The 13,686-nt window shown below is 59.7% G+C and carries 12 protein-coding genes and 1 other annotated feature; all 12 genes read right to left on the bottom strand.

Annotated features, from left to right (window positions below; genetic code table 11):
- Window positions 1-3 precede the first annotated feature (3 nt).
- Window positions 4-1,974 (bottom strand): TRAP transporter permease, encoded by a 1,971-nt coding sequence (locus tag SAHL_RS08635; RefSeq protein ID WP_123591013.1) that lies wholly within the window; start codon window positions 1,972-1,974, stop codon window positions 4-6.
- A gap of 25 nt (window positions 1,975-1,999) precedes the next feature.
- Complete coding sequence (locus SAHL_RS08630; RefSeq protein ID WP_123591012.1) at window positions 2,000-3,010, bottom strand: TAXI family TRAP transporter solute-binding subunit; 1,011 nt, start codon at window positions 3,008-3,010, stop codon at window positions 2,000-2,002.
- Between the two features lie 27 nt (window positions 3,011-3,037).
- Entirely contained in the window at window positions 3,038-3,592 is a 555-nt protein-coding gene (locus SAHL_RS08625; RefSeq protein ID WP_281272992.1) for a UbiX family flavin prenyltransferase, read from the bottom strand.
- A 26-nt stretch (window positions 3,593-3,618) separates the two neighbouring features.
- Complete coding sequence (locus SAHL_RS08620) at window positions 3,619-5,013, bottom strand: UbiD family decarboxylase (protein ID WP_123591010.1); 1,395 nt, start codon at window positions 5,011-5,013, stop codon at window positions 3,619-3,621.
- Between the two features lie 104 nt (window positions 5,014-5,117).
- Complete coding sequence (locus tag SAHL_RS08615; protein WP_123591042.1) at window positions 5,118-6,578, bottom strand: aldehyde dehydrogenase family protein; 1,461 nt, start codon at window positions 6,576-6,578, stop codon at window positions 5,118-5,120.
- A 75-nt stretch (window positions 6,579-6,653) separates the two neighbouring features.
- On the bottom strand, window positions 6,654-7,412 hold the full coding sequence (locus tag SAHL_RS08610) for an SDR family NAD(P)-dependent oxidoreductase (protein ID WP_123591009.1): 759 nt from the start codon (window positions 7,410-7,412) through the stop codon (window positions 6,654-6,656).
- Between the two features lie 50 nt (window positions 7,413-7,462).
- Entirely contained in the window at window positions 7,463-8,728 is a 1,266-nt protein-coding gene (locus SAHL_RS08605) for a TRAP transporter large permease (protein WP_123591008.1), read from the bottom strand.
- On the bottom strand, window positions 8,725-9,222 hold the full coding sequence (locus SAHL_RS08600) for a TRAP transporter small permease (protein WP_281272995.1): 498 nt from the start codon (window positions 9,220-9,222) through the stop codon (window positions 8,725-8,727). Before SAHL_RS08600 ends, SAHL_RS08605 begins: the two co-directional genes overlap by 4 nt.
- A gap of 152 nt (window positions 9,223-9,374) precedes the next feature.
- Complete coding sequence (locus SAHL_RS08595) at window positions 9,375-10,373, bottom strand: TRAP transporter substrate-binding protein (protein ID WP_123591006.1); 999 nt, start codon at window positions 10,371-10,373, stop codon at window positions 9,375-9,377.
- Between the two features lie 28 nt (window positions 10,374-10,401).
- The gene (locus SAHL_RS08590) at window positions 10,402-11,187 is read right to left on the bottom strand and encodes a sterol desaturase family protein (RefSeq protein ID WP_123591005.1); all 786 of its coding nucleotides are present in this window, start codon (window positions 11,185-11,187) and stop codon (window positions 10,402-10,404) included.
- 468 nt (window positions 11,188-11,655) lie between these two features.
- Window positions 11,656-12,881, bottom strand: a protein-coding gene (locus SAHL_RS08585; RefSeq protein ID WP_123591004.1) for an IS3 family transposase whose coding sequence is annotated in 2 segments (ribosomal slippage) — window positions 11,656-12,596 and window positions 12,596-12,881 — 1,227 coding nt in all. Because the reading frame shifts where the segments join, the coding sequence is not laid out codon by codon here.
- Window positions 12,487-12,603, bottom strand: a sequence feature (AL1L pseudoknot). Its footprint overlaps the gene before it by 117 nt.
- 191 nt (window positions 12,882-13,072) lie before the next feature.
- Window positions 13,073-13,273 (bottom strand): hypothetical protein, encoded by a 201-nt coding sequence (locus SAHL_RS17515; RefSeq protein WP_148045524.1) that lies wholly within the window; start codon window positions 13,271-13,273, stop codon window positions 13,073-13,075.
- Window positions 13,274-13,686: the final 413 nt, after the last annotated feature.

Raw genomic sequence — 13,686 nt, 5'->3', positions numbered from 1 at the left:
CCTTTACCTCGACTGGCCCCGTCGTTGCCGCTCGTTGGATGCGCCCCCGGCGGCGGCACCGGATGAGGAGGCGCCAAGGCGTATCACGCCAACCAACGCAGCGAGCACGAAAAACCCGGCGATCGAGAGCCACATCAACGGCAGGAAGCAGGCGATGCCCGCGCCCGCGAACATGCCGCGCTCGGCCCAGTGCAATGACCGCCCAAGCCAGCCCGGGACGGCAACAGCCAGCGCCCAGCACGCAGTGACCACTTGCAACAGGGCCCATGCCAAACCACTCGCGGAAGACCAGGTAACCAGTTCGGGGTGCAAGGTGAAGGCGAACGGAATAGCCAACGCCGGCGTTGCGAGATAGAACGCCCACCAGCCGGTCGGCCCTGGACGGCTACCTGAAATCGTGGACGCTGCATAGGCGGCCAGAGCCACGGGCGGTGTGACCATCGACATGATCGAAATATAGAACACGAATAGGTGCGCAACGGTCGGGTCGAGACCGAAGTTGACTAGCGCGGGAGCTATAAGCACCGCTGCCATAATATAAGCCGATGTGGTCGGCATGCCTGCGCCCAGCACTAAACTGCCAAGCGCGGACAGAATCAGCGCAAGGGCCAGGCTCCCTGACGACATGGCCACAATCAGCGACGTGAACTTCGTACCCAAACCGGTGAACGCGATCACCGCAACGATCACGCTTGCCACCGCACAGGGCAGCGCCACGGACAGAGCCCGCTCGCTGGTTCGTACCAAAGCCTGGATGATTTCAAGCGGCCGTTGGCGTGTTCCACGCCGCAGCGTGCCAATGACGACGGTCAAGATGCTCGCCTGAACGGCGGCTTCGGCGACGGCCAACCCGGAGACGATGACCACCACCAGCCAAATCAACGGCACCAGCAGATGCCAGCGCGCCTTGAGGGCAACGCGCCAGTCGCCCACCTCATCCGCGCCGAGCATGCTGATCTCATCACGCCGTGCGCGGTAATGCACCACGAACAGCAGGCTCGCGAAATACAGCAGGGCCGGCACCAAGGCAGCCAGAACCACCTCTTGATAAGGAATCTGCAGGAAATTGGCCATGATGAACGCACCCGCTCCCATCACCGGCGGCAGGATCTGACCACCAGTGGACGCCACGGACTCCGTGGCCGCCGCAAAGGTGGAGTTGTAGCCCACCCGGCGCATCAACGGAATGGTGAAGATGCCCGTGCTCATGACGTTGGCGACGGCGCTGCCGGACACGCTGCCCGTAAGTCCCGATGCGATCACCGACGCCTTCGCCGGGCCACCCACCTGCCGACCGGTCAAACGCATGGCCAGATCCACAATCAGCTGGCCGCCGCCATAGGCATCGAAGATGCCGGCAAATAATATGAAATAGAATACGATTTCAGCCGAGACCGCAGTGGGGATACCGAATATCCCCCGCTCAGTCAGAAACAGAACCTCGATGAACGTCGAAAAACCGGACATGTTGTGCCCGAGCACGCCCGGCATGTCGCCGCCGAAAAGCTGATAGGCAATGAACACAACGGCCAGCACGAACATACCCAAGCCGGCACGACGCAGCGCCGCCACGAGCAGCAACACCAGCATGGCACAGGCAAACACATAGTCGCCGATCAGCACCGGATCGAGCTGCACAATCCGATCGTAGATCCGATCCAGCTCGATGAAAATATAGATCGGCGGCAACAGCGCGATACAGGCGAGCGCGCGGTAGAACCACCGCCCCGCCATAAAACCGGTCACCTTGCCCATCAACAGGCATGTCAGGGCCGTGGCGAATGCGACGTGGCCGGCACGCCGCACCATGATGTCCATGTCCGGCCAAACGAAGATGAGCAGCTGAAGCAACGCCCAAGCGAGCGCGACCAGCGGCGCCGGACGACACAGATCACGCCAGCCGCCCAGGGCCAGCGCATCCGCCGGTTTCTGCTCGCTATCGGTATTCGCAGAGGTATCTGACGATTCACTCATGTCCGGTCGAGCGCTCGCGCGAGGTTCATTTCAACCAGCCCTGTTCACGGTAGTAGCGCTTGGCGCCCTCGTGCAGCGGCAGCCCGAGATTCTCGGACTTCCAGGCCTTGGTCGCGCAGTCGAAGTTCTGTAGCGCCTTGTGCCCGGCGCGGAACGCATCCTGATTTTCACAAACCGTCTTGACGATCTGATACGCCAGCTCATCCGACATATCCGCGGACACGATGATCGTGCTCGTCGTGCCAGGCAGCGTCAGCGGCTTGTCCTGACCCCGAAACGCGCCGGCATCGAGCGTGGCTTGTTCCCAGCCGTGCTTGCTCTTCATGGCGTCGAGCGTGGACGCCTTGGGTTCGAGGAACGACACGTCGCTCGTTTCTGCGATCTCGGTGATCGCTGGATGGCCGCGGGTTATAACCTGGATGAACAGGTCGGTACGGCCGGCCGGAAACGCCGACTTCACCGTCGAGAAATCGGTGAACGTATAGCGGCCGCCGCGATCTTCCACGGCGTTTTCATCGGCGCCGATCTCGCCAAGTATCTGTTCACCGGCAAAGGAGCCGAAACTGCCCTTGCGCAATAACATCACGCGAGGCTCCGAAACCGTGTCGTTCACATAACTGTCGAGTGTCGGGCCGGCGTTTGACTTGTTCGCGACAATGCCCAGATAATACTGATCCAGCCCGCCGATCAGGGCACGCAGCTTGTCCTGCGGTGCGTCGAACAGCTCCGTGCCTTCGCGCGCCCAGCGGTTCACGACCGAAAAGCTCAGGCCTATATCTGCGCGGCCACGCTCGATCAGCAGCGGATTCGCTGTGCCACCGCCCAGCGGCGGTGTATCGATGGTCGAGCCCTTGGGCAGGTGACGACGCAGCAGTTCGCCCAGCGTCACGCCATATACGTACCAACTCGAGCCCTGGCGGAATGATGTCACCCGCAAATTCACCGGCTCGTCGGCCTGTGCCTGCGCGCTGGATACCGCGGTCACCGCCACACTCGAACCGATTATCACGGCCTGTATAAGACGTTTAATATTCATGTTCCATCTCCTCCGATCGCTCGTTTCTTATTCGTCTTCACCCCAGCGCTGCATCAGTTGGGCATCGAGGCCGAACAGATCCAGTGCGCGCGCGACCAAGTGATCGACGACGTCGTCGAGACTCTCCGGCCGGTTATAGAAAGCCGGCACCGGCGGCGCGATCACGCCGCCCATCTCGGTCACGGTGAGCATGTTGCGCAGGTGCATGGCGTGGAGCGGGGTCTCGCGGGGAATCAGTACCAACCTACGGCGTTCCTTGAGCGTTACGTCGGCCGCACGCGAAAGCAGCGTGCCGGTCACCCCCGTTGCGACCTCGGCGAGTGTCTTCATCGAACAAGGCACGACGATCATCCCGAGGGTGCGAAACGAGCCGCTCGAAATGGGCGCACCGATATCGCGGATGGCGTGCACGACATCCGCGAGCGCATGAATATCGGCTGCCTTGCGGTCGGTCTCGTAGCGCAGCGTCATCTTCGCGGCCCGGCTCATGACCAGGTGTGACTCGATATCCAACCGCCGCAACGTTTCCAGCAAGCGGATCGCGAGCACGATTCCCGACGCGCCGGTGATACCGACGACCATGCGCGCTTTCGGAGTCGCGCTCGGCGTCATGACCCCAGCACCGATTCGAGCCGAGCCAAGGGATCCTCGGCCAGCCATTCGCCCAGACCCACGGTGTCTTCTCCCGGCACGCGGATACGCGTGAAATCGAACGGCTCAGCGCTCATCGGCACAGTCGCGTCCAGCCCCAGCTTGGCGCTGACGCCGTCGCGTGCCGACGGATCAAGCTTCGACCCCTGAGCATTCGAAATCATCATCAGATCACGGTCCGCTTGGAAACGCGTCGCAATCGCCCACTGCACTTCGTTGGGGTCGTGCATGTTCACGTCGCGGTCCACGACGATCACCTGCTTGATGTCGTAATGACCGGCAAATGCGCCCATGATCACGTTCTTGGCCTCGCCTTCCTGGCGCTGCTCGATCTGCACGATCAGCTGGTAACGGCAAACGCCGCCCACCGGCAGGTGCACATCGACGACGCTCGGAAAGCTGCGCTGCAAGTGATCGAGCAGCGTCGCCTCGCGAGGAATGCCACCCAGCCACAGGTGCTCGAGACCGCCGCCGACGATAGTGTGGAACAAGGGCCGCTCGCGGTGCGTGATCACGTCGACTTCCATTACGTGGCGATCGGCACGGGGGCCGTAATACTGCGGAAATTCACCGAACGGGCCTTCCGGCTCGCGCACGGTCGGCAACATGCGGCCTTCGAGCACGATTTCGGCTTCGGACGGCACGCGAACGTTGTTGGACACGCACTTGACCACATCAAGCGGCGCGCCCCGCAATGCGCCCGATATCTCCAACTCATCGTGGTCGATCGGCACGATGGCCTGGGACGCGAGCAGAGTCATCGGGTCGACGCCGATCACCACTGCCACTTCCAGCGCGTCGCCTGCCGCTTCGGCGGACTCGTAGAACGCGTGCGCATGGCGCGGCAGAATCAGCACGCCCATACGGTTTTCGCTGCTGATCTGACAGCGGTTGATCGATACGTTCTGCGCCCCGGTGCGCGGATTACGCGCGATCAAAAGACCCGCGGTGATATACGGCCCGCTATCGTGCTCGTTGTGAGTCGGCGCGGGCAGCATGCGCTTCAGGTCGACGCTGTGATGCACTTCAGCCTGTACCGGCGCATCCGCGATTTCGCGCCACGGCAATGGATTCCTGGCCGCGTGCTGGAAGTGCGACAACATGGCCGACTCACTCACGCCCATCGCCTCGGCAATCCACGCCCGGCGCGCCACAAGCCCCGATACCACGGGAATAGCGTGGCCGTCTGGCTCTGGAAACACGACCGCTTGGTGGCCATCCAGGCGCTTGGCGATCGCGGCAACCTCATAACGCAGCGCAACGCCGGATTTCGTAACGGCGAGACGGTCTGTATGGGCCATGCGCTCCAACCAGGCGCGCAGCGACGTCACCGCTTGTGTACCGGCACTCATTCGTGAACTCCTCGACACGACCTCGTGCCGCCGATGCGTAACAAAAATTCAATCATCGTCTGATCCAAAAATGTTGCGATATAGGTCATAAGTGACATTGCGCTCTAATCGAAATCGGCGCCCTTGATACGCCCGACGTCTTGATACACATGTTTGGTTTCCAGAAACTCCATCATGGCTTCAGCCCCGTGCAGGCGCCCGAAGCCGCTCGCTCCGAACCCGCCAGTCTCGGCTTCCGGAAAAAGTTTGTTGTGATCGTTGATCCACACGGTGCCGCTACGCAGAGCACGCGAAATTCGCATCGCGCGAGCGCCGTCGTGAGTCCAAACACTCGCTGCCAGTCCGAACCGGCTTACGTTTGCCCGCGACACGGCTTCTTCATCCGTATCGAAACTTTCCAGATTCAAGATGGGCCCGAAGAACTCTTCCTGGATGCAGGGTGAATTGACGTCTTCGACTTCAACCAGACTGGGTGAAAGAAATGCGCCGCCTTCGGGTGTATGCGCGGGAATATCCCCTTCCAGAATCACTTCTCCGTCAGCGCGTGATTGATCGACCCGTTGTCGAATGCGGTCGCGACTCTCACAATCGATCAGCGGCCCCATCTGGCTGTCCTCTGCCATGGCCGAGCCAACCCGTATGGCTCGTAATGCCGAAACCAGCGCATCGCGCATCGGATCGAGCAGACTCTCGTGCACCAGCACACGATCGGCAGCGGTGCACTGCTGCCCCGAGGCGATCGTTGCAGCGGCCGCCAAACGCGGGGCGATTGCCTGTGGGTCGGCATCGGCACACACCACGCACGGTGCCTTGCCGCCGAGTTCAAGATTCAAACGTTTCAGCGTCGGGGCCGCGGACGCCATGATCGCCTGACCCACCGGCGAACTGCCGGTAAAGCTGATGACATCCACGTGCGGCGAATCGACCAACGCTTCGCCGCCTTGTCTGCCTGTTTCGGCAAACCAGTTGACGACGCCCGCGGGCAGACTGTCGATTTCTGCAAGACACTGCAGCAACGCGCTCTGGAACAGCGCCGATTGCGGCGAGAGCTTGACGACGCTGGTGCAGCCCGCCGCCATGGCGGGCGCCAACGAACGAACCAGCAGAATCGCAGGCGCATTCCACGGCACTATGATTCCCGCAACGCCGGCGGGTTCTCGCATGAGCAACGATAACGAGCCCGGCTCGACTTCCGTGGTTCGACCGAAGATCGTTCGCGCCAGGCCGGCGTAGAAACGCAGCTCCGACACGGTGCCCGACAATTCAGCCCAGGCGGCCTTGAAAAGCTTTCCGGTTTCCTGGGCCATCAGAGTCGCCAGCTCGCGCTGTCGCTTTTCCACGCCTTCGGCGAATGCGAGAAGGACCGCTGCACGCTGGCGTGGCTGTTGAGCCCAGTCGGAGGCGAAAAATGCGTGTCGAGCCGACTCCGCCGCGGCCTCTGCTTCCCGACGGCCGCCGTCGGCGAACGTGCCGACCAGCTCACCATTATTGGGATTGAAACTTTCGGCAATTGCATTGTTCTCCGATGAAACTGCCTTTGCATTGATGTAATGCAGTGTCGTCATATCGCTCATGTTCGACTCCTGTACGCTGCGCTGAAACCTCTGCCGCACGGCTCATTCACTAGCCCGACATTCAGGTCAGTGCATGACCGACCCGCCGTCGACGACCACCGTCTCGCCCGTCATGAATGCACAGTCGGTGGAGGAGAGAAAAATCAGCGGTGCGATCAAATCTTCCGGCATCTGGTCGCGCTTGATCGCACGACTGGCGAGAACCGGCGCGGTCAACGCATCACGCATATCGGCGTTCTCGATCACGCCTTCGCTGAGTACCAGGCCCGGTGCCAGCGTGTTGACACATATGCCGTCGCCACCAACTTCGCGGGCGAGAGCGCGCGTCAGAGCCAGAATCGCCCCCTTGGATGTGACGTAGTGCATGAGATTGGGCGTACCCTTGAACGGGGTTCCGGATGAAATATTCACGATGCGGCCATAGCCGTTCTCCCGCATGACCGGAACGACCGCCCGGGCACAGATGAACGGGCCCCGCACGTTGACCGCCATGACCTTGTCCCATTCGGCGATATCGATCTTCTCGAACGATTTAAGGGACAGAGAGGCGTAGATAGCCGCGTTATTCACAAGTATGTCGACCCGCCCAAACCGTTCGACTGCGGCATCGACCATCGCCTGCGTCGACGCTTCGTCCGACACGTCGGTCCAAACCGATATTGCCTGTCCGCCCTCGGCTTCGATCGCTTGGGCGACAGCGGTGCCGTCCAACACGTCGGCGATCACGATCCGTGCACCCTCTGCGGCCAACGCATGGGCATAGGCCGCCCCGATCCCCTGCGCGCCACCGGTGACGATGGCTACGTTTCCCTCCAATCGATTCATACAAAGCGCTCCTTTGAATTGCCCGTAGTTATTACGCCCAAACCGTTCGGTCAGTAATTCACGAACCCGGTCACAAGCGCCGGCTGCCAGCAGATAATCACTAGAATCAGCATCGTCACCAGCAGAAATGGCAACAGCGGCCGAACGATGTCGCCCGGCTTGCAGCCGGTCACACGCGCTGCCACGTAAAGCGCCGCGCCCACCGGCGGGGTCAGCAGCCCCAGCGTCAAGTTGATGCACATCACGACACCGAGGTGATAAGGGTTGATGTCGTAGACGTTCGTCGCCACCGGCAACAGGATCGGCACCAGTAGAATGAGTGCGGCGATGCCATCAAGCACCATCCCCACCAACAACAGCAATCCCATGACCAGCATCATGAAAATAAAGGGATCCGAGGTGAGGTTCTGCATCAAGTCCGCAAGCTGCTGAGGTACGTTTTCGTAGACGATCACCCAACCGAACACGGCAGCCGCTGCAACCAGGACCAGCACGACGCTGCTGTTGAGCGCAGCACGCAGCAACATGTCACCCAAGCGGTCTAATTTCATCTCCCCGTGGATGAACCGGCCTACCAGAGCGGCCATTGCTGCGCCAACCGCAGCCGCTTCCGTGGGCGTGGTCAAGCCGAGGAGAATTCCGCCGATCATCACCGTCGGGACCACCAGCGACGGAATACTCGCCATGACGTTGGCGATCTTCTCGGAACGACTCAGACGCTCGCTCGCAGGATAGTTGTAGCGCAGCCCCAACAAGGCGATGACGACGATGAAGCCTACGGCCATCATCAGGCCGGGAATGATTCCGGCAATGAACAAGTCGCCGATCGACAACTGCGCCAACACACCGAAAATAACGAACAACATCGAAGGCGGAATGACCGGAGCGAGCAACGCGCCGGCAGCGGTGGTCGCAGTCGCGAAACCACGGTCGTAGCCTTTTTTCTCCATCTCGGGGACCATGACCTGCGCCATCACCGCGACTTGCGCGTTGGCCGAGCCGACGATGGACGCCAACACCATGTTGGCGATGATGTTGATATATGCGAGCCCACCCCGAACCGCGCCGACGAACACCGATGCAAAAGCGACGAGTCGACGCGTAATGCCGCCCTCGTTCATCAACTCGCCGACCATCATGAACAGCGGAATGGCCAACAACCCGTAGTTCTTCAAACCGCCAAAGAATTGCTGCGGAAACGATAGGAACAACACGGAATTGCCGCTGGTATAGATATAGACCATCGCGGTCACTGCCAGTACCAGAGCGATCGGCAGCCCGATAAGCAACAATGCGACAAATACGGCAGGTATCACGTATCCGCTCCGCTCGAGGCAATCGGAGAGTCGGATGCGGGGGCGGCCGGTTGCTGCAAGAGGGTGCGCAGCAAATTGGACAACGCATGCACCGCACAAGTACAAGCAGCGACCGGCACGATCAGCCAGAACCAGAACATCGGTACGCCGAGCGTGGAAGTAGGCTCGTCATAGACGTAGTTGAACGATTGCGCGGCGAATGCCTTGAGATCGAAATCGACCTTTACGAGCAGTAGTGGATCGAACCAGAGATAGCAAAACACCACGAGTGCGATCGCAAATCCCAATACGATCGCGTCCGATAGCACACGAAGCAGTTTGGTCAGCCGCGGCGGCAATGCATCCTGCACCATGGTCACGGCGACCGCATCTCGCGTTTTAAGCGTGAGCGACATCCCGATGATTGCCAGCCAGCACATGCTGAGCACGGCAAGTTCGTCCATCCAGTAAACCGGTGACCGAAACGCTCGGCCCGTGACATTTATCAGCACCATCACCGGTAGCACCAAGACCAAGGCCCGGAGCACCAAGCCTTCGCAGCGCGCGATCAAATCACTGAGCGCATGGATTGAGCGGATTATCATTTATCGTCTTCGCTGGCTGCCGACATGACACACGTCGATGGCGCGCACGCTCTTTCGTTGCGCTATTGCGGCGCGTCCTCGCGTTTTATCGCCGCCGCTTCGGCCTTCAAGTCTTTCAACACGGGCGCTTTGCGGGTCCACTGCACGTCCCATTCGTCCGTGACGTCGCCAAAGAAATCCGGACCGACATCCACCACGTCGACACCGGCATTCTTGACGTTGCGGGTCATCTCGGCCTGTATTTTCGTGTATTTCGGAAACAGCGCGTTGAGATGCTTCTTGGCCACGCCAGAAATCAGTTTTCGATCCGATTCACTAAGCTGCGCCCAGAGGCGACCGGACACGAGCCCGATGACGGGAAACATCATGTGATTCGAGTTCAACACTGTCTGGGCGCGCTGGTAGAGCTTCAATTTCCAGACCAGCTCCATGTCAGCATCGACGCCGTCGACCTGGCCATTAGCCAACGCGTCGTACACGTCGGGTAGCGGCATGGGTGTGAACGCGGCACCCAGCAGATTGTAAAAATCCCGAACCGGAGGAAAAGGTGTGATTCGTATCTTGCGTCCGCTCAGATCCTCTGCGCTCGTAGCCCGGAAGTTCGTCAACATGACGCGCATCGAGGCAATGCCGTAGCCGACCCCGACAACGCCCGCTTCGGATGGCAAGTTATCGAGCATCTTCGTCGCCGTCGGGCCGTTGAGGAGTTCCCCGGCTTGTTCGACATTCTCGACCAAGTAAGGCTCGTAGAATGCGCCGAATTCGGGTGCACGATTCGTGATTTCGGCCAGCGTCAAAAAGGCCATATCCAAGGCGCCGGTCTGCAGCTGCTGCAGCATGCGCGCCTCGCTACCCAGCTGGCCTGACGGATAAATGCTGACGGTGTATTTGCCGTCGGATTGCTCCTTCAAGTCCTTGGCCATGGACCGGGCTGCGGCGGTCCACGCATGCGAGTTCGGCACGATAAGACCGAGGCGCAGATCTTTGGCGGCGGCCGACGCACTAAAAGCCAGTACGAAAGAGACCAACAGTACTTCGATAATACTTTTTTTGAATTTCATTAACAGTTCCTCAAACTGCGACGCAGCCTTACTTACTCTCGTCGTTTACCGCTTCTTCAGGCGGCCATGTCTCGTCCTTCCCCCCTTTATATTCGTCGAAGCGACGGCGATCTTGTGGGTCCATATACGCTTCATTATTACCGTTAAATAACGTGCCCCATAGGCCGCGCTTGAGATCACTGGTGCCGAATAGCGCGTCACATATGGGAAACGTCAGATTGAAGTTGCGCTGCTGCATGAGCGCCGGGTGATGATGGGTGACATGCATACGACGCACCGTGTTAACCAGCGGCAACTTGTCTAAGAATGGACTATCCTCAATGTGCGAAAGCGTATGCAAGCCTTCGTACATCAGAAAGTAACCAGCCATGGTGATTACGGTGATATAGCCTGTATTGGCGGTCCAAATCCAGCTAATCAGCAGCGCAATTGGCACCGCGCTCAATACGAACATCACCGGAGCAAAAGGCGGAAAGAGCAGTGCCCGCCAGTCCTTCTGGTCTTCAAATGACAAATCGTCATGCGTAAAGAAGCGATGATGGGTCTGGACATGGCGCTTATAGATCATGCGCAAGCCCTTAATCGGCTGATGCAGGATGTAGCGGTGCGCGGCCCATTCGACGTAGTTCCCGAACAAGAAGATCGGCACGACCACGGCCCATTGCCAGAACGTGGCATTTTCAATCTGAAAAGCACAGTAGATGATCACGCCGACCGTGAAGATCAGTGTGAACGCCAGATGGGCTTCACCGCGGTACCAGAACGGCGTTGCATCACGGTACTTCTGCCTGAATGTTGTCTGTTTTTTGCTCATCGGATCGTTCTCCTCGGCCTCGCACAGTGGCGGAGCTCGCCCCATTTTTTTTGTGGGCCGGATGGTTTATTCAGTCCGGCGTTGAAGCCAAGTTCGCTCCGACTTGGCGTTCAAACAATGTGCCGATCAGCAGAGCGTATGGCTTTGCCCGACGGTCTTGCGTTTTGTCATAAAGTCCGGAATTGCACGCGATAAGTAAGAGGTCTAAGGGTCTTGCTGAAATAGCGCCCGAATTGTTGCGCAAGTTTTATCTGTCGAACTTTCCGACTCGGCTTCCGGTCATTTTCTGATCGATCCGCGGGCTCACAGGCGGCAAATCCCGGTTTTCAGGCACCGTCCGCTATGGCTCGTGTTCATGTACCTCCAATGCGGCCGTCTGTATCAGGTTATAAATGGTAAACACCAGCTTGCCTTGTCCAGGCCGCGTAGTGAACCGCCCCGAGTTTTTCGGAGGCTCGTGGGTTTGAGTCATGCCGCGATGGCTGACTCGGTGTTTTGCTGATAATACATGCGCTCCGCTTCAGCCGGTGGCCTATAGCCAATCGGCTCGAGTAAGCGCCGATGGTTGAACCAATCGACCCATTCGAGCGTGGCGAATTCGACGTCCGCGACGCCGCGCCATGGTCCGCGTTGGCGGATGACTTCCGTTTTAAACAGGCCGATTACGGTCTCGGCCATGGCGTTGTCGTAGGCGTTGCCGACGCGCCCGACCGAGGGCGTGATCTCGGCATCGCTCAGACGCTTGGCATACCGAAACGATAAATATTGCACGCCTCGATCGCTGTGGTGAATCAGTGCCGCCTCGCGCCCCGGCATACGATCACAGATGGCCTGCTCCAGTGCGTCGAGCACGAGCACGGTATTCGGCGTGCTGCTGGCTTTCCAGCCGACAATGCGCCGTGCGAACACGTCGATCACGAAGGCGACATAGACAAAGCCACTCTGGGTCGCCACATAAGTGAAATCCGAGATCCACAATCGATTGGATTGAGACGCTGTAAACGCACGTTTGACCCAATCAGCCGGGCTGGGCTGATCGGCATCAGAAACAGTCGTCTTCGGCGTGCGGCCGCGCACAGCGCCTTGTAGGCCCATCTGTTGCATCAGGCGTTCGACCGTGCAGCGAGCCACGGCCCAGCCTTCGCGCTGCAAGACACGCCAGACCTTGCGCATGCCATAGACCTGAAAGTTGTCATCCCAGATTCGGGTCATGGCGTCGCGCAGTTCGGCGTCACGCCGCGCCCGGGCTGATTGGCGGCTCGGATCGGTTTGTTGGGCCTTGATCGCGCGATACGTCGACGGTGCGATCGGCACAACACGGCAGATCGGCTCGACGCCGTAGACGTCGCGATAATCGTCGATAAAAGCCACCATGGTTAGCGTCGGCGGTCGAGCTCCGCCTGAGCAAAATACGCGGAGGCCTTGCGCAGAATCTCATTGGCGCGCTTCAACTCGCGATTCTCGCGCTCAAGCGCCTTGACGCGCTCGCGCTCGTCGGTGGTTTGGCCGTCGCGCAGTCCGTGATCACGCTCGGCCTGGCGAACCCAGCTACGCAATGTCTCAGGCGTGCAACCGATCTTGCCCGCGATCGATCCCATAGCCGCCCACTGCGAGGCATACTCGCCCTGATGGTCGAACACCATCCGAACCGCACGTTGACGCACTTCCGGTGAATATCGTTTGCTTTGTTTCATGGCTCCATTCTCTCAAGAGCTGGGGCCTCCAGTGTTCTCGGGGCGGTTCATAGCATGGTCTGGCGGAGTGGCCGGGCGTACTTGCTCCAGCCGAATGGCGTCTCGACTCGGTGCCGGGCGTTGATCGACTTGGTGTAGCCGACGTGGCGTGTGGTGTAGGCGTTGATAGCCGATCACCGACCTTGGCTGTTCTAAGTAACGTGAGGTGTGAGGCACGCCTTGCGAGCGCCGTCAATGAAGCGATGCTCGTCGTAGTGCTTGCCGGCACCGATGGTCAGTCGACGTTTACCAGATCGGCGATCCAGCATCCTGAGGGCGGTATCGACCTCGGCGGTGTCACTCGCATGCGTGGTCTCGGCGTCGACGACCAGGGCATGTCGATTGTCGGTCAACACGTGGCCGATATAACCCAGCCGGCTGGGTTGGCCCTTGGCTTTCTTATACAGCCGGGCATCGGGGTCGGTCCTGCATTCGTGGGTGTCCGTGCGCCGCGCTTCGCCCTTGAAGTCGGGCGGTCCGTCGGTGGCTCTTCATCATCGTTCTTACGTCGCCGGCTGCCCCTCAATGTCCAGGCGCAATACCGAGCCACCCGGTATGTGACGTCATACGTCCGGACTCCGCATCAGACACGCTCCACTAAGCTTCGACTAAGAATGCCGGTATCCCGCAGATTGCACGGGTTTTTCAGCAGCACCTAAGAACCGTCGTCAAAAGTGTCTAACGGGTTCTACCCAGCTAGCCCGGATATTGCACCAAACAGAACGGCGAAGCCGGTATAATCTCTTTAGTAACAACCAATTACTTA

The organism is Salinisphaera orenii subsp. halophila YIM 95161 (assembly GCF_003732545.1).
GTDB classification, from domain to species: Bacteria; Pseudomonadota; Gammaproteobacteria; order Nevskiales; family Salinisphaeraceae; genus Salinisphaera; species Salinisphaera orenii_A.
The sequence above is the reverse complement of the archived record's forward strand: the minus strand, read 5'-3'. Positions and strand labels throughout refer to the sequence as shown.